Source organism: Actinacidiphila sp. bgisy144, from assembly GCF_057708105.1.
In genome coordinates, this window is record NZ_JBYIRM010000004.1 from 161173 (window position 1) to 178971 (window position 17799).

General features: G+C 73.5%; 17 protein-coding genes. 5 read left to right on the forward strand and 12 right to left on the reverse strand.

Going from position 1 to position 17799, the window contains the following annotated elements:
• The 4 genes from AC3EVP_RS06405 to AC3EVP_RS06420 all read right to left on the reverse strand — a co-directional run bounded on the left by AC3EVP_RS06405 (nt 1) and on the right by AC3EVP_RS06420 (nt 4542).
• Nucleotides 1–891 carry an alpha/beta fold hydrolase gene (locus AC3EVP_RS06405; protein ID WP_435127045.1) on the reverse strand — a complete coding sequence of 297 codons (891 nt, stop codon included), beginning with the start codon at nt 889–891 and terminating at the stop codon, nt 1–3.
• Nucleotides 888–2171: an ATP-grasp domain-containing protein gene (locus AC3EVP_RS06410; protein ID WP_435127047.1), complete on the reverse strand. Its 1284-nt coding sequence runs from the start codon at nt 2169–2171 to the stop codon at nt 888–890. The genes AC3EVP_RS06405 and AC3EVP_RS06410 overlap by 4 nt, the downstream gene beginning before the upstream one ends.
• Nucleotides 2168–3091 carry an alpha/beta hydrolase gene (locus AC3EVP_RS06415; RefSeq protein WP_335972422.1) on the reverse strand — a complete coding sequence of 308 codons (924 nt, stop codon included), beginning with the start codon at nt 3089–3091 and terminating at the stop codon, nt 2168–2170. The genes AC3EVP_RS06410 and AC3EVP_RS06415 overlap by 4 nt, the downstream gene beginning before the upstream one ends.
• Before the next feature lie 155 nt (nt 3092–3246).
• Nucleotides 3247–4542: an MFS transporter gene (locus AC3EVP_RS06420; RefSeq protein WP_435127049.1), complete on the reverse strand. Its 1296-nt coding sequence runs from the start codon at nt 4540–4542 to the stop codon at nt 3247–3249.
• Between the two features lie 219 nt (nt 4543–4761).
• Here AC3EVP_RS06420 and AC3EVP_RS06425 point away from each other — a divergent pair, with 219 nt between their 5' ends.
• From AC3EVP_RS06425 to AC3EVP_RS06435, 3 genes are all read left to right on the forward strand, one after another.
• Nucleotides 4762–5361, forward strand: coding sequence for an RNA polymerase sigma factor (locus AC3EVP_RS06425; RefSeq protein WP_335972420.1), 600 nt, complete (start codon nt 4762–4764; stop codon nt 5359–5361).
• A gap of 5 nt (nt 5362–5366) precedes the next feature.
• Nucleotides 5367–6620 carry an Ada metal-binding domain-containing protein gene (locus AC3EVP_RS06430; RefSeq protein ID WP_435127380.1) on the forward strand — a complete coding sequence of 418 codons (1254 nt, stop codon included), beginning with the start codon at nt 5367–5369 and terminating at the stop codon, nt 6618–6620.
• Between the two features lie 83 nt (nt 6621–6703).
• Nucleotides 6704–7246 (forward strand): methylated-DNA--[protein]-cysteine S-methyltransferase, encoded by a 543-nt coding sequence (locus AC3EVP_RS06435; RefSeq protein ID WP_435127052.1) that lies wholly within the window; start codon nt 6704–6706, stop codon nt 7244–7246.
• 22 nt (nt 7247–7268) lie between these two features.
• Here AC3EVP_RS06435 and AC3EVP_RS06440 read toward each other — a convergent pair whose 3' ends face one another.
• The 5 genes from AC3EVP_RS06440 to AC3EVP_RS06460 all read right to left on the reverse strand — a co-directional run bounded on the left by AC3EVP_RS06440 (nt 7269) and on the right by AC3EVP_RS06460 (nt 12461).
• Nucleotides 7269–7946, reverse strand: a complete 678-nt coding sequence (locus tag AC3EVP_RS06440) for a LysE family translocator (protein WP_435127054.1) — start codon at nt 7944–7946, stop codon at nt 7269–7271.
• Nucleotides 7940–8293 carry a Rieske 2Fe-2S domain-containing protein gene (locus tag AC3EVP_RS06445; protein WP_335972417.1) on the reverse strand — a complete coding sequence of 118 codons (354 nt, stop codon included), beginning with the start codon at nt 8291–8293 and terminating at the stop codon, nt 7940–7942. The genes AC3EVP_RS06440 and AC3EVP_RS06445 overlap by 7 nt, the downstream gene beginning before the upstream one ends.
• Nucleotides 8281–9702, reverse strand: a complete 1422-nt coding sequence (locus AC3EVP_RS06450) for an iron-containing redox enzyme family protein (RefSeq protein ID WP_435127057.1) — start codon at nt 9700–9702, stop codon at nt 8281–8283. The genes AC3EVP_RS06445 and AC3EVP_RS06450 overlap by 13 nt, the downstream gene beginning before the upstream one ends.
• 72 nt (nt 9703–9774) lie before the next feature.
• Complete coding sequence (locus AC3EVP_RS06455) at nt 9775–10878, reverse strand: class I SAM-dependent methyltransferase (RefSeq protein WP_335972415.1); 1104 nt, start codon at nt 10876–10878, stop codon at nt 9775–9777.
• A 1004-nt stretch (nt 10879–11882) separates the two neighbouring features.
• Nucleotides 11883–12461, reverse strand: coding sequence for a nuclear transport factor 2 family protein (locus AC3EVP_RS06460; RefSeq protein WP_435127059.1), 579 nt, complete (start codon nt 12459–12461; stop codon nt 11883–11885).
• A 103-nt stretch (nt 12462–12564) separates the two neighbouring features.
• On the opposite strand from AC3EVP_RS06460, the gene AC3EVP_RS06465 reads away from it, so the two are divergent.
• Nucleotides 12565–13182, forward strand: coding sequence for a TetR/AcrR family transcriptional regulator (locus AC3EVP_RS06465; RefSeq protein WP_435127061.1), 618 nt, complete (start codon nt 12565–12567; stop codon nt 13180–13182).
• Nucleotides 13183–13345: 163 nt separating this feature from the next.
• Here AC3EVP_RS06465 and phtC read toward each other — a convergent pair whose 3' ends face one another.
• The 3 genes from phtC to AC3EVP_RS06480 all read right to left on the reverse strand — a co-directional run bounded on the left by phtC (nt 13346) and on the right by AC3EVP_RS06480 (nt 16910).
• Nucleotides 13346–14107: a 3,4-dihydroxyphthalate decarboxylase gene (phtC, locus tag AC3EVP_RS06470; protein ID WP_435127063.1), complete on the reverse strand. Its 762-nt coding sequence runs from the start codon at nt 14105–14107 to the stop codon at nt 13346–13348.
• Nucleotides 14108–14502: 395 nt separating this feature from the next.
• Nucleotides 14503–15495, reverse strand: a complete 993-nt coding sequence (locus AC3EVP_RS06475; RefSeq protein ID WP_435127065.1) for an ABC transporter substrate-binding protein — start codon at nt 15493–15495, stop codon at nt 14503–14505.
• Nucleotides 15492–16910: an MFS transporter gene (locus tag AC3EVP_RS06480; protein ID WP_335972410.1), complete on the reverse strand. Its 1419-nt coding sequence runs from the start codon at nt 16908–16910 to the stop codon at nt 15492–15494. Before AC3EVP_RS06480 ends, AC3EVP_RS06475 begins: the two co-directional genes overlap by 4 nt.
• A 120-nt stretch (nt 16911–17030) precedes the next feature.
• Here AC3EVP_RS06480 and AC3EVP_RS06485 point away from each other — a divergent pair, with 120 nt between their 5' ends.
• On the forward strand, nt 17031–17666 hold the full coding sequence (locus AC3EVP_RS06485) for a PadR family transcriptional regulator (protein WP_435127067.1): 636 nt from the start codon (nt 17031–17033) through the stop codon (nt 17664–17666).
• The last annotated feature ends 133 nt before the right edge of the window (nt 17667–17799 follow it).

The following is a 17799-nucleotide window of genomic DNA, read 5'->3' on the forward strand; positions in this document are numbered from 1 at the left end:
TCAGCGCCCCTTCCAGAAGTCGCGCAGCAGCGCGTGCACCACCGCCGGCTCCTCCACGTGCCCGAAGGCGCCGCTGCGCTCCAGCATCCGGAAGTCGATCCCGGGCGCGTGGCGGGCGAAGTCCCGCTGCAACCGCGGGTACAGCGCGCGGTCGTAGCGGCCGGCGAGCACCATCGCGGGCACGGTCAACTCGCGCAGCCGCGGCCGGAAGTCCGGGATGGCCGCCACCTGGCCGCCGACGGTGAAGTCCACGTCCGCGCCGCAGAACAGCGGGTACAGGGCGGTGTTGCGGGCCCCCGGCTCGGTGGCGAGCAGCCCCGCGTGGTCGGGGTCATAGAACCGCACCAGGGGCGTCGCCACCGCGAACTCCGCCTGGAGGCGCGGGTCGGTGGAGGGTACGCCCTGGTCGTGGAGGGCGGTGATCCGCTCCCACGTCTCGGGGTACTGCGCCGCGATCTCCCGGTTGATGTTGGCGTGGTTGAGCTGCCACATCTCCGGGCTGTGCAGGGTGTTGGCCAGGGTGAGGGTCCGCACCAGCGCCGGGTGGTCCAGCGCGAGCGCCTGGGCGACCAGGCCGCCGTAGGAGAAGCCGTACAGGTGCAGCGGGCCGGCGCGCAGTTCCCCGATCAGCGCGGCGACGTCGGCGACGTCCTCCGCGAACGTGATCTGCGCCAGGTCCTCGGGCGCGTCCGAGCGGCCCCGCCCGTACAGGTCGAGGTACAGCACGCGGTGGTCCGCGGCGAGGGCGGAGAAGAAGGGGTGGAAGACCACGTGGGAGCCGGCCGGGCCGAGCCCGGCCAGCAGCAGCACCGGGTCGCCGTCGCCTTCCGACTCCACCCACAGGCGGTGCCCGCGCACCTCGTGGTGGCGGCCGGCGGGGTGGTCGATCATGCTTCCTCCAGGGTCGGTTCGGACGCCAGGGCCGTTTCGGACGCCACGGCCGGTTCGGGCTCCACGGTCAGTTCGGCCTCCAGGGCCCGCACGGCGGCGTGGTCGGCGCGTATCCGGGCCGGGTCGGGGTGGGCGAGGACCACGAACCCCAGGGCGAGGGTGGAGAACAGGTCGTGCGTGGCCGTCACCCGGTCGCCGTCGCGCAGCGGCACCGACGTGTGGTGGTGGCTGGGCAGCGCGCCGATCCGGTCGACGACCTCCCGCACGTTGCGGACGACCCCGGTGGCCCGACTGATCAGGAACACCACCATCAGGTGCTGCCGCAGCTCGAAGGCGTCGGGAACCTCCTCGCCCGCGCAGTACCGCACGGTGCGGTCCACCTGGCTGTCGCCGGTCGCGACCCGGCAGAAGCGCGGCTGCCCGCCGCCGTGCAGCCGCACCCCGGTCTCGATCAGCCGCGGCCCGGCGGCGGTCATCATCACCTCGGAGTGCGCGGCGCCGAACCGCACCCCCAGGGCATCCAGCGCGTCGCGGGTGTAGCGGATCAGCTCCCCGTAGCGGTCGAGGTCGTACGGCAGCCACTCCAGGCTCTCGTAGACCACCCCGCGCTTGCCGTACGCGCACAGGTTGACCACCGTGTGCACCCCGTCGTGGCTGAAGGTGTCGACGACGTACTCGGTGCCGACCAGCCGCTCCTGGACCAGGACCTGGTCGTTGACGAGGTCCAGCTTGTTCCTGCGGTGCAGCAGCCCGTCGAAGACCGGCCGCCAGTCGGCGCCGGCCGGCACCAGGGTCACCCCGTCGGTCCCGGCGCTCGTCGGCGGCTTGACCACGAGGTCGGCGCCCTCCAGGTGCTGCGCGCGCAGCCAGCCGGCGACCGCGTCCGCGGAGTCGGTGCAGATCTGCCGGACCGCGGGCACCCCGGCCGCGACCAGCGCCTCGCGCATCGCGCCCTTGTGGCGGCGCACCCGCGCCGACGCCGCGTCGTTGGCCCGCCCGGGGGTGATCAGCGGCGCGAGCCGGTCGGCGAGGGCCACCCCGCTCTCGGTGCCGGCCACCACACACACCGGGTCGAGCGCGGCCACGGCCGCGCGGGTCGCCGCCAGGTCCCCGTCGTGGGTGACCACCGAGGCGAAGTCCCCGGGCCGGTAGGACGGCGCGTAGACCGCCGACGGCTTCGGCGCGGAGGTGACCGCCACCGGCGTGAACCCGGCGGCGCGGAAGGCGGGGGCGAACATGTTCCCGGAGGAGTACGGGTCGACGACCACCGCCACCTTCACGCCGCGCTCTCCCCGGCCAGGCGCGCCGCGTGGGCGCAGAACCGCCGCCAGGCGTCGGCCGCCTGCGGGCTCAGGCCGCGGGCCCGGATCGAGGAGTGCACCAGACCGGGCTCCACGACGAGGGTGACCGGCGTGCCGTGCTCGCGCAGCCGCTCGGCGTACTGCTCGGAGTCGACCAGCAGCGAGTCCAGTTCGGTGCCCATGACGTACGCCGGCGGCAGGCCGTGGAACTCGCCGTGCAGCAGCGGCGAGACGTAGGGGCCCTCCACCTCCTTGGGATCGGGGCAGTAGCAGGCGGTGTAGTACTCCATCTCGCCGCCGGTCAGCAGCGGCGCGTCCTCCCCGCCGGTGCGCCAGCGGGCGAAGTTGAGCACGGGGCTGATCAGGGCGTGGCCGCGCAGCGGCGGGCCCTGCCGGTCGCGCGTCATCATGCACAGCACGACGGCCATGTTCGCGCCGGAGCTCTCACCGGTGAGCACCACGCGGTCCGGGTCGAAGCCGAGGCGCCCGGCGTTCTCCACCAGACCGCACAGCGCCGCGTAGCAGTCCTCCAGCGGGGCCGGGTAGGGGTGTTCGGGCGCGAGCCGGAAGTCCAGCGACGCCGCGAGCAGCCCGGTCTTGTCGGCGATCTCCGCGCCGACGCTGTGGTGGGAGTCCAGCGACCCGACGACGAATCCGCCGGCCCGGATATAGCAGACCACCCCGCTGCCGCGGAGTTCCTTCGGACGGTACAGCCGAATACGGCAGCCGTTTATCACTTCCTCCGTGGCGGTCACGCCGGGCGGAATCTCGAACGGGAAGACGTCCTTCAGCCCGGTGTACATCGCGCGCTGCTCGTCGAGGGGCAGTTTGTAGAAGTCCAGCGGGATCGCGTCATTGCTGCGGTTGATGAACTCTTCGATTCCCGGCGCGTACGTCATGTGGAGTCCCTTCGGTAACTGTTCGCCTGGCGGGCGGCCGGCTCCGGCGAGGCGCTCGCGCACGAGACCTGCCAGACCGCCGGCTCCGGGTGGGTACTTCATGGCGCCTTTCCCTTCGGGGTGCGGTCGGGGTGTGTCGGCCCCGCGGGAGGGGCTCAGCCTTGCGGGAGGGGGCTCAGCTCACCCCGTACGGCGATGCCGCCGCGGATGCCGCGGCGGACCAGAACCGGAACGCACAGCACGGTGCCGACCGCGCCGATGGCCATCGCGGCCTGGAGGCTCCACAGCGAGATCGCCAGGGAGGCGAGCAGGCTGCCGAGCGGGATCATCCCCCACACGAGGAACCGCTGGACGGCGTTGACCCGCCCGAGCAGGGCGGGCGGGGTCTCGGTCTGGCGCAACGTCAGCGACAGCGGGCCGAAGGCCCCCTCGCCGACGCAGTGCACCACGCAGCCGGCCACCAGGCCGACCGTCGAGTGCAGGTGCCCCGCCACCGGCATGCAGATCAGCCCGGTCACCGACACGACGGTGCCGATCACGCAGGTGCGGGGGACGCCCTGCCACGCCGCCAGCCGCACCGACAGCGCGTTGCCGACCGGGAAGCCGGCGGCCGAGGCGCCCACCACGATGCCGGTGCCGACCGGGCCGAGCCCCAGCACGCTGTGGCAGTACAGCACCAGGATCGACTCGACCATGGTCAGGAAGACCGTGTACGTCATCCCGCAGGTCAGCACCGGCTCCAGCACGGGGTGGCGGAAGACGAACCGCAGCCCCTCCCAGATGTCCCGGCGCAGCCAGCCCCGGCTGCGCCGGGCCGGCTCGGGCGCGGGCTCCCGGTGCCGGATCGACAGCACCGCCAGCACCGAGACCAGGAAGCTCGCGGCATTGGCGGCCACCGCGCCGGCCACGCTCAGGAACGCGATCACCGGGCCGGCCACCACCGGCCCGGCCGCCTTGGACACCGAATCCGACAGGTACAGCTGCGAGTTGCGGCGGTGCAGCTCCGCCTCGTCGGTGAACAGCGCCGGCGGGTAGGAGGTGCAGGCGACCTGGAAGAAGACCGTCATCGTCCCGGCGACGAACACCAGCCCGGCCAAACCCCAGAAGGACAGCACATGCGCCTCCGCGCAGACGAAGACCGCCAGGAAGGTCGCGGCCTGGACGCTGTCGCACAGCAGCATCACCGAGCGGCGGCGCATCCGGTCCACGACCGCCCCGGCCGGCAGGCCGACCAGCAGGAACGGCGCGTACAGCGCGAACGGCAGCAGCGCGGCCCGGGCGAGGGAGGTGTGCAGGACCGTGACCGACAGCAGCGGCAGCGCCACGACCATGAACTGGTCGCCGACCAGGCTGGCCGACTGCCCGAACCACAGGCGGGCGAAGTCCTGTCCGGAGGTGCGCGCCTTCCCGCCGGGAGGGGCGGCCGGGCGCGTCCGGATGTCGTCCGTCATGTTCTGCGATCTCCTCGTCCCCGCCGTCACCGCCGGCCGTGCCGGCGGCCGGGCGGCCGGTGGGCGCTTTCGGGCACCATGGGTGTTCCGAAGGGAAACACCGGCGGGCCGCGTTCGGTTGCCGATCACCGGCACGGGCCGCCCGACCGGCGGACCACGGGCCGCGGGCCCGCGCCGGTCACCGGCAACCGAACGCGGCCGGGCGGTGTTCTACTGACGATGGACGCGACGGTGGAACTGACGGCGGGCACCGGGGACTTGCTGGCGGAGGATCTCGAGAGCGGCTTCGTGGAGCTGGTCCGACGCCACGCCACCCCGGTGCGCACCTTCCTGCTGCGCGTGTCGGGGTCGGCGGCGGTCGCCGACGACCTGGGGCAGGACACGTTCCTGAAGGCGTACACCGCGCTGCGCGGGTACTCCGCGGAGCGCCGCCGGGCCCTGCGGCCGCGCTCCTGGCTGCTGGCGATCGCCGCGAACACCTGGCGCAACCACGTCAGGACCGCCACGCGGCACCCGGTCGCGCCCTTCCCGGCGGAGGAGTCGTGCACCACCTGGCCCGACGGCGACCCCGGGCCGGAGGAGCGCGCGGCCAACGCCCTGGACCGCGGCGTGCTGACCGCCGCGCTGCTCCAACTGCCGGAGCAGCAGCGGACCGCGGTCGTGCTGCGGCACGTGATCGGCATGAGCTACCAGGAGGCGGCCGAGGTGGTCGGCTGCCCGGTCGGGACGGTGAAGGCCCAGGTCTCGCGCGGCCTGGCGAGACTACGGGGCATCGTGCCCCCGGACACGGCGCAGGCGCAGGAGGTGACGAGACCGTGAACGGCATGGGGGAGCGGCCCCCTGAGCAGGGCGCCGACCGCCTGGAGCGCGCGCTGGCGGGCCTGGCGGAGCCGGCCCCGGCGGGCTTCGCGGCCGGCGTGCTGCGCGCGGCCGGCATCGCTCCGGTGCGCTACGACGGCTACACCGCCGTCCCCACCGCGGCGGGCCCGCTGTACGTGGCGCACCGCGCGGGCGTGATCACCGGCGCCGCCCTGGCGGGGGCCCTCTGCGGGTACGGGGCGCAACGGCCGGGGGCTGACGGTGAGTTCGACGCGGTCGTGGAGGGCGTCCAAGTGCCCCGCCCGGCGGGTGGGTTCGGCTCGGCAGTGAAACGCCGTGCGGCGGACGTGCCCGGTCCTGGCGCGGGAGGTGCACAAGTGCCTGATCCTGCGGGCGGGTTCGGCTCGACAGCGGGACGACGCGCGGCGGACGTGCCTGGCCTGGACGCGGGGGGCGGCGAAGTGCCCGGCCGGGCGGGTGGGTTCGGTTCGGCAGTGGGACGTTGTGCGGCGGATGCGTCCGGTCCTGACGCGGGGGGCGGCGAAGTGCCCGATCCTGCGGGCGGGTTCGGTTCGGCAGTGGGACGTCGTGCGGCGGATGTCTCCGGCCTGGACGCGGGAAGTACCGAAGTGCCGGGAGCGGCCGGTGAGTTCAGCTTCGGGTCCGGTGCGGGCGGCCCGCTCGCCGCCATCGCGTTCGAGGAGGCGCACCGGGCGCGGACCGGACGCTCGGCGGTGCCGGTGGAGCAGGCGCCGCCCGGGCTGCGCACCGCGCTGCGCACCGGCCGGTTCGCCCGGCTGCCGCTGGCGTGGGGCCCGGTGCCGCCGCCCGTGGACGCGGTCCTCGCCGCCGTACGGACGGTGCCGCGCGGCCAGTTGCGGCCGGTGTCCTGGCTCGCCCGGGAGGCCGGCGGCCTCCCGCCGCACACCGTGCTCGCCGCCCTGGCCGCCAACCCCGTCAGCGTCCTGGTCCCCACCTACCGGATCACCGACGAGCGCGGGCTGCCGCACGACATCGGGTACGGTACGGCGGCCGGTGCCGCGCTGCGGGCGGCGGAGGCGATCGACGCCGACCGGGTCGCGGAACTGGCCCGGCGGGAAACGGTCTTCCTCGGCAGCGACACCACCCGTATCTACTGCCACCCGACCTGCGCCCACGCCCGGCGGATCACCGAGCGGCACCAGGTGCCCTTCCGGTCCGCGAGCCAGGCCCGGCACGCGGGCTACCGTCCGTGCAAGAGCTGCCGGCCGGCGGCATGACCACGTCCCGGGCCCTTCCCAGGTCCGCACCGCCCCCGCGTGCGGACCGTTCCCACCGCCCCCGGGCGACCACCAGGAGAACGATGACCAGCGACAACCCGGACCGGCTCGACAGCGTCGTGACGGCCTGCCACACCACCCCGATCGGCCGCCTCACGCTCGCCGCCTCCGAACAGGCCCTGCTCTACTGCGGTTTCGCCCCGTCCGAGCAGCTGCTCCGGCTGCTCGCCCCGGTCTGCCGCACCACCACCGACGAGGCGGCCGCCCCCGCCGGATCAGCCGCCGCGCTGGTGCTGGAACGCACCCGGGCGCAGCTCGACGCGTACCTCGACGGGCGGCGCCGCGGCTTCGAGCTGCCGGTGGACATGCGGCTGGCCACCCCCTTCCGCCGCGAGGTCGTCCTCGCGGTGGACGCCCTGGCCCCCTACGGCGCCACCACCACCTACGGCGCGCTCGCCGCGGGCATCGGCCGGCCGGGCGCGGCACGGGCGGTGGGCACCGCGCTCGGCGCCAACCCGCTGTGCGTGGTGCTGCCCTGCCACCGGGTGGTGGGCGCCGCCGGGAAGTTCACCGGCTATGCCGGCGGCGCCCACGCCAAGCAGTTCCTGATCGACCTGGAGAGCTGACCGCCCCACCCGGCGGCAGGCGTCAGCCCGCCCAGGCCAGGCGCACCGCGAAGCCGAGGAAGAGTACGCCGAGCACCCCCTCCGCGGCCTGCCGCCATCGGCCGCGGCGCCCGGCGTCGCGCTCCTGCCGCCGGGCGCCGCGGGTGCGCAGCAGGTCGGTGGAGACGATCAGCACCGTCAGCCAGGCGGCCGCCAGCGCCAGGTAGACCGCCGCGAGCAGCGCCACGGTGCGCTGCGCCGGGTCGTGCCGGCCGGCGAACTGCGGCAGGTAGGCGAGCAGGAACACGCCGACCTTGGGGTTGCTGCCGGTGGACAGCAGCCCCAGGCCGTAGCTGCGGCGCAGCGAGAACCGCCCGCCAGGGCCGCCAGGACCGTCAGGACCGGCCGGGCCGTCCTGGCCGCCGGCCGGCCGGCACGCGGCGGCCAGCGCCCGCACCCCCCACACCAGCAGCACCGCCGCGCCGGTCCACCGCATCGCCGTCCACACCGCCGGATTGCCGCGCATCACCACCGACACCCCGGTCAGCGCCAGCAGGGCGTGCCCCGCGCCGGCGGTGACCATGCCGGCGGCGCCCGCGAACGCCGGGGCGCGGCGGCCGCTGCGGAGCACCAGGTGCACCGCCAGCACGGCGTCCGGCCCCGGCGAGACGATCACCAGCAGCGAGGTGGCCAGGAAGTACGGCGATACGGTGGTCAGCACGCCGGCCCTCCGCCGCCCGCCGCGCACAGCGCCGCCGCCACCGGGACGTGGCGCACCCGGGTCGGCGTGCCGGGCGGCACGCTGAACACCGCGGTCACGCTGCCCCCGCGCCGCACCGACGCCACCTGGCGGCGCAGCCGGGCCACCGAGACGCGGCCGCCGTGCCAGGGGCACCGCACCTGCCTGCCGTCCGCCGAGACGTCGGCCAGGTGCAGCGGGCCGCCGCGGTGCGGGCAGGCGGCGCCCATCACGAAGCCGCCGGACGCGGTGCGGGCGTACACGTAGGGGGCGTCCGCGACCTCCACGCAGTTGCCGGCGCCCGTCGCGGCGAAGGTCACGACAAGCACGACGTGTGATCCCCCACCGAGTAGATCTGGTAGACGCACTCGTCGGACTCGATGATCGCGCCGTGCAGCCGGTTCTTCAGGATCACGACGCCTTCGCCGGCCTCCAGGATCACGTGCGAGTCGAAGCCGCTGACGAACTTCATCGTCCCGGAGACGATGTGGCACAGCTCGTCGCCGTCGTGGCAGTGGGTGTTGGACAGTTCGCCGAACGGCTCGACGATGTCGGCCAGCGGCGGGTTGATCCGGCCGCTGGTGATCGCCTCGTGGACCGGCGCGTGCAGCTTGCGGCACTCCGGCTGCCCGTCCATCCAGGCGATCTGCGCGGCGAAGTCCTGGTCGGAGACCTCCAGCAGGGCGCGGTACTCCTCGATGCCGCGGACCATCTCGGGGATCACGCTCTCGCCGTGCTCCTCCAGCACCGGCAGCAGCAGCTTCTCCAGCGCCATCCGCCCGTGGTGCTGGTCGATGTGCACGTGCTCGGTGAAGTACGTGGTGTCGACGCGGTCGCCGAAGACCTCGGTGAGTGTGCTGACCGCGTGCCGGCACCAGTCCACGAGGCTGGACTCGGTGTAGTAGAGCGCGCCGAGGTAGCGGAAGAACAGCTCGTGGTTCTTGCCCAGGTAGTGGAAGTAGTTGTTCATCAGCAGGCTGCTGTTGAGGTAGTACTGCCAGTACCGGTGCAGGTCGGAGCCGAGGCCGACCGACTCCAGGGTCTGCTCGTACAGCCGGCTGTGCTTGGTGGCGTGCACGCCGTACCCGTACTCGTCGATGATGATCTTGAACCACTCGGACTGGGCGGCGCCGTAGTTGCCCAGGACGTTGCGGATCATCGGCGACGCCTCGGACAGGAAGTCGGGCGCGAGCTGGATGAGCCACATGCGGGCCGCGCGCTCGCGGTCGGTGGACGACAGGATCGCCTGCTCGGTCCGCGACGGCCCGGCGGCCGCACCGGCGTCCAGCGACTCCACGTAGGCGAGGAAGGACTCCTTGGTCCACGGGCCGGAGACGTCGACCTCCTCGTCGAGGAAGCCGAAGGCGTAGCGCTCCAGCGCCGGGCGGATCGCCTCGCCCAGCGCCCGGTTGCCGGGGTCGTAGTAGCGGTGGAAGTCCTCGGCGCGGTCGCCGAGCCCGGACTTCGGCAGGAAGACCAGGTCGGCCTCGTAGATGCTGGTGAGCAGCCGCCCGGCGGCCAGGCTGGAGTAGTTGAGGATGTCGGCCCGGGCGGGCGGCTTGCTGAAGTCCAGGTGCCGCAGCACCTGCGGGCGCAGCTGGCGGCGGTAGGGGTTGTCGTGGTTCTGCCAGTCCTCGTTGTCCAGGTACAGCGGGTTGGTGGCGTACCGCAGGACGGCGTCGCGCAGTTCGTCGCCTTCCAGGGCGTACGGCCGGTAGGCGGGCAGGGAGTGGCTCATCGCGGGCTCCTCTCAAGGGGGCGGGCGGATGCGGGGTGTGCGGTGTGCGGGGTGCAGGTGCGGGGACAGCGGCTAGCGGGCCGTCAGGCGGCTGTCGGACCAGGACAGTTCGAGGTCGAACAGCCCGCCCGGGCGCAGCACCGCGCTCCCGTCGAGCGGGACGAGGGCCTGGGACCAGTGCGAGGCGGTCTTCTCCGGCTCGTTGCCGAGCACGATGCCCTCGCCGTAGTCCAGCGCGAACCACACGACGAGCCCGTCGGCCCGGCCGCCGTCCGTCACCGGCAGCGACACCCGCCGCGAACCGGGCAGCAGCGGCGCCGCGCGCAGGTCCCACCGCGCCAGGGGCGCCCGCTGCGACAGCGTGCGGTGCGGCCAGGTGTTCAGGCGTACGGGGAAGTGGCCCGGGGTGGCGACCGTGTTCATCAAGGACACGTCGTAGTCGGCGGCGGACCGCACCCGGTTGAGCCCGGCCACCGCGGCGCTCTCGATGAGCTGGCCGTGCAGCTGCGCGCCGGCCGGCAGCATCAGTCCGCCCGGCGCCAGCAGGTGCTCGCGCGCGTGCCGGACGGCGGGGAACAGCCCCTCGCCGACCAGCCCGCAGTCGACGATCTCCGAGATGAGCACGTCCGCGCGGCGCGGCAGCTCCCCGCCGACCGACAGCGCGGTGGAGCGCCGGGGGACCACGGTGACGGCGTCGGACATGCCGTGCCGCGCGATCGTCTGCCGGGCGATCTCCGCCATCAGCGGGTTCTCCTCGCAGGTGACGACGTGTCCGGCGCCGGCCTTGACCGCCGCCATCGCCAGGAACCCCGTCCCGGTGCCGATCTCCAGCACCAGGGACCCGGACGGGATCTGCTTGTGCAGCGCCAGGGCCAGCGCCTCGTTCCGCTCGGTGTCATTCAGCATCGGGAAGTGCCAGCGCGGGATCGAGCGCCGGGCGATGTCGGTGAAGCCGTCGGACTGCGGCGTCCCGGCCCGGGCCAGCGCCTCGGCGGTCTCCTCGGCCAGGCGGCTGAGCTCCCACGCCCTGGTCTGCAAGGACGCCAGGGCCAGCCGGGCGGACGGCGACGACCAGGCAGGGGTGCTGTCGGTGCCGTCGGCGTGGTCGGCGCTGTCCGGCGGGGCGAGGTCCGCGGCGGCCCCCGCGGCGGGACTGTTCTGCACGGAGTCGGTCATGCTGTCGAGCACACTCCTTCGTGGTGCTCCAGGGGGATCAACAGGGGCGGCGGTGCGCCGCGGGTTCCCGCGTCCGGTACGCGGCCGGCGGCCGCGCCCTCGGCGGGCACGGCGCAGCGGCAACCGGAACGTGCGGAGTACGGCTGCCGACGAGGTCAGGGCAGCTGAGGATGCGGGCCTGACGCGGCCCGGTCCGGGCGCGCGGCGGTCACGCCCGGGTGCGGGGACAACACGCCGCGCGGAAGGGCGGGAACAAAGGGCGCGGGTGGCTGTGCGCGCGCCGGCAGAAGGTCGCTCGGGAATCGTTCATCAATTCCTCCCGCGTCTCAGGACGGTCGGGGGCGTATCGCTGCCGAGGGCAGCCCCCTCAAACGGTCGGTCCCGTCCGCAAGATGCTCTTCCGTGTCGGCCGGAGAAATACTGATCAGAGCGCGCGACTGAATCAATAAAGTCGGCGGGACGGCACCCAACATAAGCCAGCCCGGGGGAAGTGAAAACCGATTCCCGCAGGTTCCGGTCGTTGCGTGAATGGCCGGTAGTGGCCTAGGGAGAGATTCCGGATTCCGGTGCGTGAATTCGATCAACTGCCGCGGTGATCGCGTGTTTCCGGAAATCGATCTCCGGGGCGCCGGGGGCCCCGGCACCGGGCCCCGGGTGCCGGCCGGCCGCGCGGGGGCCGCAGGAGCCAAACGGCGTGGTCACCCCCGGGAGCACTCCGGCCCGCCCGTCGCGGCGGGAACACCGCCGCGCCCGGCCCGCGCCGCCGCCGCGGGCGGCGCCGGCGGGCGCGGGCGCGGTGCCGGCGGGCCGCTCGCCGGTCCGCGGTGGCCGCCCACCGCTCAACAGCGCTCACCGGTGGCCGAGTTGTGACGCAGGCCACCCCGGCGCGGGCGGGCGCATCCGGCGGTTTCTGTACCTCTGCCCGACCGCCCGCGCCCACCGGCGTACGCCCCCGGGGCCGGTCGGGGGCCGGCGGGAGCCCTCCGGGGGCCGGGTGCGGGGGATCAGGACGCGTCGAGCCAGGCGTGGCCGGCGGCCTTGATGTCGGCCTCCAGGGCGCTGCCGCGGGTGGGGAACTCCCGCACGATCGGGAAGCCGGACTTCACCAGCAGGTAGGCCAGTGCGGCGTACTCGCGCGGGAAGCCGCGTACCGCCTTCTCGTCGATCTCGTGGACCTTGGTCAGGAAGTTGAAGTAGCTCATGTCGTAGAAGCTCTGGCGCTTGGCGATGCGCCACTCGCCGTCGCGCTTCTCCACCTGGTCCCAGAAGCGGTTGTGCGCGGTGGCGCCGAGTTCCAGGTCGGTGTTCTCGGCGAGGACCATCGCGTTGGTCTCCACCAGGGCGCGGTCGCCGTTGAAGGTGATCGAGGGCCCCGCGATGACGTGCTTGGTGCGCAGGGCGGACGCGCCCATGCGCGCCGATCCGTCGACGAAGTCGGTGGCCAGGCCGTCGAACCAGGTGATCTCGACGGTGGCGCCCGGGTGGAAGAGGTCGCGCAACCGGTCCCACTCGCTCAGGTCGCGGTGAATCCAGGCGGTCATCAGGTCGGCGATGGCCGCGCGGTCCTCGAGGCGTGTGCCCATGGTGTGCTGCTCCTGTAAATAGAGAACGATTTGGTTTCTTAAAGCCACGTTACACCCCGCTGCCGATCGACGTGCGCAGAGATCAGGGGCTATAACGGGGAGGGTGACCGCCTCTCCAGCAGCCCCCACCCCGCCGCCGGGCAGGGCCCCGGGAACCCGCCGGCGCGGCGCGGAGCTGACCCGGGCGATCTACCGGGCGACGCTGGAGGAGCTGGCCGCGAGCAGCTTCGAGGAGCTGAGCTTCGAGAAGATCGCGCCGCGGGCCGGCACCGGGAAGTCCGTGCTGTACCGCCGCTGGAGCACCACCGCGGAACTCGTCCTGGACGCGCTGAAGGACGAGGACGCGGGACTCGGCCGGCTCACGGCGCCAGACACCGGCACCCTGCGCGGCGACCTGCTGTTCCTGCTCACCAGGTTCGCCCGGGTGCTGGACGAGCCGCGCGGGCGGGCGCTGCGGCCCCTGCTGACCCAGCGCCCGCGCCACCCCGAGCTGTTCGCCCGGATCATGGACCAGGTCGTGCTTCCGCACCGGGCACTGCTGCTGGACTGCATCCGCGCCGCCGTCGACCGTGGCCAGGCCGCCCCGGAGCGGGCCACCGTCCGCACCGCCTCGGTGGGCCCGCGGCTGATCGTGGCCGAGTCGATCGACCGCGGTTCCGTCCCGGACGAGGAGGTCAGGGCCGTGGTCGACGAGGTCCTGCTCCCGCTGCTGGCGCCGTAGCCTCCCGGTGGTAGCCGCCGCGGGTAGCCGTCGGCGGGCAGGTCAGCGGCGTCGGCGCAGCGGGCCATCGCGCCGACATGCGCGCTGAGCTGCGCGTATCCTGATTCTTCCGGCCGACTCGGCCGACCGAGCGCGCAACCACCGGGACGCGCACGGCGAAGACCTAACCCCTGCCGGTGTCCGGCTCGCGGCTCAAGGACAGCCCTGCGTGATCGAGGGCGGCGAGGTGGCTGTTCCAGACCAGGGTGTCGAAGAACGCGGAGCCCAGGTCGGGCAGTTCGGCGATGTCCTCGGGAGGCAGCACCTCGGGCAGCCGCGGGCCGGCGGCGCTGCGGAGCGTCATCACCGCCAGGGTCTCCACGGCCAACGCGCGGACCACCGCCTGCTCGACGCTGGTCCCGGTGGCGACGATTCCGTGGCCGCGCAGGATCGCCACCGGTCGGTCTCCGAGCGCCTCGGCCACCTCCCGCCCGAGTTCCGGCCGCGTGACCAGCACACCGCGCGGGTAGACCGGGATACCGTCCAGGGCCATCCGCATGGCGGGGATGTCGTAGGCGCCGACGATCGGACGCAGCGGGAGGCCCGCAAGGTCTGCGGCGACCACGTGGGGCGGATGCACGTGGACGACCGCGGACACGTCCGGCCGTGCCCGCAGGACCTCACGGTGGATGGGCAGTTCGTTGGGCACCCGGTAGCCCTCGGGCACTTCCGGTTCCCCGGACAGCGCCACCGGGTGGACGTCCCCCGGCTCGGTGAAGAGCAGACCGCGTTCCCGCGGGCCGCGGCAGCGGACGTGGAGGCCGTCGCCGTCGCCGGTGCGTACGGAGATGTGGCCGAGGATGTCGGCGGCCAGGCCCCGGAAGGCGAGGATGCGGCAGCCGAGGGCTACGGTATCGGGCGCGGTATCGGGTGCTGCGGTGGTCATGGGCCTTCCCTTGCAGAACTGCAGGACTTTCTCCCCGAGGCCCTCCGCGTCGGTCAGTCCTGGGCTTCGGTGACTTGCTGTTGCGTCTGGTGCCCGAGCCACCGTACGTGGCGGGCAGCCGCCGCCGTCCGACCGGCCTGCGCGCGGCCCCGGTCCCCGTGATCCGGCAGGGGTAGGTCCGCTCGTACGCGGCCTTGTCGAGGCGGGCCACCGGCCCGAAGGCGGCCACGCCGGCGCCGGACATGGTGGGCTGGAGGGAGGTGTCGTACTGGTTGAAGAAGTAGTTCGCGACGGGGTGGCGTGTACGTATCGTTTCGGCGGAGGCCGCCTGCCGGCGAGCGGAGCGGCGCGGGCGGACGCCGCTCGCCGCAGGTCGGGACCACCAAGCCGGGCGGCTACAGGACGAAGGTGTCGGAGGCGGCGGCGAGCACCAGTTCCTCCGCGGTGCGCCGGTGTTTCACCAGGTGCTGCTCGTGCTGGTAGCGGGCGAAGGTCTCCAGTGCCTTGCGGTTGCGCTCCAGGCCGTAGTCCCACCAGCCCTCCCCGAGGGCTTCCACGGTGGCGGCGAGGTGCTCCTGCAGCCACGGCAGCATGACCTTCAGGGCGCTGCGGTAGCGCAGGTCCGCGTAGGCGATGTCCAGCGACTCCTCGAACGCCTTGGTCAGGGAGCGGGCCACCCAGGGGTGCCGCTCGGCGATCTCCCGGCGTACGGCCACGACGTGCATGATGGGGAAGATCCCGGTGCGGGCGTAGTAGGCGCGCTCCTCGGCCGCGAAGTCCTCGAAGAGGTGGCGGATATGGGGCTCGCGGCCCATGCACGACGGCTGGCTGGCACTGTAGATCGCGTCGATCTCGCCGTCCGCCAGCATCCGGGACAGCGTCTGGCCGGCTCCGAGCGGGGTGATCCGGACCGAGTCCGGCAGGTCGAGCGGGAGCTTCTCCGGCCGGCCCGGCTGCTCGATCCCGCCGGTGAAGTAGCGCACCGACTCGACCGGGACGCCGTACTCCTCGGCCATGATCCCGCGTTGCCACACGGCCGCGGTCATCTGGTACTCGGGGATGCCCACCCGCTTGCCGACCAGGTCGGCCGGAGACTCGATACCGCTGCGGGAGTTGACGTAGATGGACTGGTGGCGGAAGAAGCGGGACGGGAAGACCGGCAGCGCCACGAACGGCGGGTCGTCCCGATCGAGCGTCATCGCGTAGCTGGAGAGGCTGAGTTCGCTGACGTCGAACTCGCGGTGGCGCAGCTGGCGGTAGAAGGTCTCCTCGACGCCGAGCGGAAGGAAGGTGAGGTCGATGCCTTCCGGTCGCACCCGGCCGTCCTGAAGGGCGCGCATCCGGTCGTAGTCGCCGCAGGCGAAGGAGAGGCGGAGTCGGTGGGTCACGGGTAGGACACCTCCATGGTGGGGCCGGTGCGGGGCGCGCCGGTACGGCGGGCCAGGGGCACGCACAGCAGCAGCGCGAGCAGGGCGCAGGCCCCGCAGACGGCGAATCCGGTCAGGTAGGACGCGAGGGCGGGCAGCCCGGCGGGGGTGGTGAGCGAGGTGAACAGGACGCCGGCGATGGCGCTGCCGGCCGAGTTGCCGACCGCGTACATCACGACGGACAGGCCCAGGGCCACGCCGGACTCCGCGGGCGCCACCGCGCGCAGCACCAGGAGTTGGGTGGCGGCCAGGGTGACCGCGAGCCCCATGGCGTCGAAGCCGAGTGCGACCAGTTCGACCAGTGGCACCGCGTGGCCCGCGGCGAAGCCGAGGAATCCGACGCAGATGGCGGCGAAGCCCACCGCCGCGGTCAGCACCAGTCCGCGCGGACGCAGCCGGCGCAGCACCACGATGCCGGCGACGCTGCCGAGGGCCTGCGGCAGGGCGAACCAGCCGGCGGCCAGCGCGCTCCAGCCGTAGCCGAAACCGGTGGCGGACGGGGTCTGGGCGAGGCGGGTGACGGCCGACAGCGAGCCGTAGATGCCCACCGCGATCAGGAAGGTCATCAGGTAGGGGAGCGCCACAGCCGGTCTGGTCAAGTAGCCGACGTCGATCAGCGGTGTGCGCGTGGAGCGTTCGTAGCGCCACCAGACCGCGCCGACCGCGACGCCGCCCACCAGCAGGGCGAGTACCGCCGCCGAGGACCAGCCCCAGGTGGGGCCCTCGCTCAGGCCCAGCAGGAACGCGCCCAGCGCGACCGCGAGGAGCAGTGCACCCGGCACGTCGAGGCGGCCGGCGGCGCGCAGCGGCGAGTCCCGGACGGTGAGGGCGGTGGCCACCAGGCCGATCAGCCCGGCCACCGCGCCGACGGCGAAGTAGACGTGCCAGCCGTTCTCCTGCCGGCCGGTCAGCGCGCCCAGCAGCAGGCCGCCGGAGATGCCGAGGCCGGTGCCGACGTGGATCGCGCTGATCGCGGTGTGCGCGCGGGCGGGCGGCAGGGTGTCGCCGGCAACCGCCTCGGGCAGGGCGAGCATGGGCAGTTGGGCGCCGATCAGCACGCGGCCGGTGATCAGCAGCGGCAGGTTCTCCGCGAACGTGCACAGGGTGCAGCCGACGACGACCAGGGCCATGGCGATCAGGATCGCGGTCTTCTTGCCGATGATGTCGGCCAGCCGGGACAGCACCGCCAGGAAGATCGCGCCGGACAGCAGACCCGAGGTGAGGACCCAGGAGGTCGCCGTGGCCGAGGCGTGCAGCGAGCGGCCGATCGACGGCAGCAGCGGGATCAGGCCGACCTGCACCAGTTGCAGGGCGAAGCCGAGATAGGTCAGCGTGCCCACGGCCAACCGGCCGTTGACAGTATTCGGAGCTGCCATGGGGATGTCCCTCCTCATTGAAGGAGCGGTGGGTGCCGCGTACGCTAGGCGTGCCCCAATGTTTATGTCAACGCTTACGTAACGCCTTACGTACAGAAGGCCGCGGGAGATGGAGTCGGAGTGTCGCTGCGCCACGCACTGCTGGGCCTGCTCGATTCGGGGCCGAGGACCGGTTACGAACTGGCCCGGCTCTTCGACGCCTCCGCGCATCGCGTCTGGCACGCCACCCATCCGCAGGTCTACACCGAGCTGCGCAAGATGGAGGCGGACGGCCTGGTCACCGCGGAGGAGCAGCCGCGCGGCGGCCCGGAGGCCCGCGCGGTCAAGCGCGCCTACGGGCTGACCGGCGCCGGGCGCGACGAGCTGGCAGCCTGGGTCGGCGCCCCCGAGGAGCCCCCCGCCCTGCGCGACTCCGGCCTGCTGCGTACCACGTACCTGGAGTACACCGACCCGGAGGGCGCCCGGCGCCACTTCCGTCTGCACCGTGACCACTACGCGCGGATGGGCGAGTACTGGCGGCAGGAGGCGCGCCGCCTGGAACGGCACGAGAGCGATCTCCTGCGGGCCCGGCTGGACCAGGCCCCTCCAGGGCGGCACCAGGCCATCGTCCGCTACAAGGTGCACGTCTACCAGGGTCTGGCCGAGCGCGCGGATGCCGAGATCGCCTGGGCCGAGAAGGGCCTGGCCCTGGTCGACGAACTCGGCGATGAGTCCGTCGGGTTCGGTTCCCCGACTGGTGAGGGGGCGTCGCTCTGACGAGCCGATCCAGTTGATCGGATACGTCCCGCCCGCCCCGCCGCCAGGAGCGGGCGGCGTGGCCCTGCCGGCAGGGGAGGGGCGCCGCGGGACGGTGCCGCGGCCTCCGGCGAGCAGCCCGGCCGGCGCCCTG

What these genes read in the sequence shown, in the direction of transcription:
- AC3EVP_RS06405 (WP_435127045.1), bottom strand. Translation starts at nt 891, where the DNA reads ATGATCGACCACCCCGCCGGCCGCCACCACGAGGTGCGCGGGCACCGC.
- AC3EVP_RS06415 (WP_335972422.1), bottom strand. Translation starts at nt 3,091, where the DNA reads ATGACGTACGCGCCGGGAATCGAAGAGTTCATCAACCGCAGCAATGAC.
- AC3EVP_RS06420 (WP_435127049.1), bottom strand. Translation starts at nt 4,542, where the DNA reads ATGACGGACGACATCCGGACGCGCCCGGCCGCCCCTCCCGGCGGGAAG.
- AC3EVP_RS06425 (WP_335972420.1), top strand. Translation starts at nt 4,762, where the DNA reads ATGGACGCGACGGTGGAACTGACGGCGGGCACCGGGGACTTGCTGGCG.
- AC3EVP_RS06430 (WP_435127380.1), top strand. Translation starts at nt 5,367, where the DNA reads ATGGGGGAGCGGCCCCCTGAGCAGGGCGCCGACCGCCTGGAGCGCGCG.
- AC3EVP_RS06435 (WP_435127052.1), top strand. Translation starts at nt 6,704, where the DNA reads ATGACCAGCGACAACCCGGACCGGCTCGACAGCGTCGTGACGGCCTGC.
- AC3EVP_RS06450 (WP_435127057.1), bottom strand. Translation starts at nt 9,702, where the DNA reads ATGAGCCACTCCCTGCCCGCCTACCGGCCGTACGCCCTGGAAGGCGAC.
- AC3EVP_RS06455 (WP_335972415.1), bottom strand. Translation starts at nt 10,878, where the DNA reads ATGACCGACTCCGTGCAGAACAGTCCCGCCGCGGGGGCCGCCGCGGAC.
- AC3EVP_RS06460 (WP_435127059.1), bottom strand. Translation starts at nt 12,461, where the DNA reads ATGGGCACACGCCTCGAGGACCGCGCGGCCATCGCCGACCTGATGACC.
- phtC (WP_435127063.1), bottom strand. Translation starts at nt 14,107, where the DNA reads ATGACCACCGCAGCACCCGATACCGCGCCCGATACCGTAGCCCTCGGC.
- AC3EVP_RS06480 (WP_335972410.1), bottom strand. Translation starts at nt 16,910, where the DNA reads ATGGCAGCTCCGAATACTGTCAACGGCCGGTTGGCCGTGGGCACGCTG.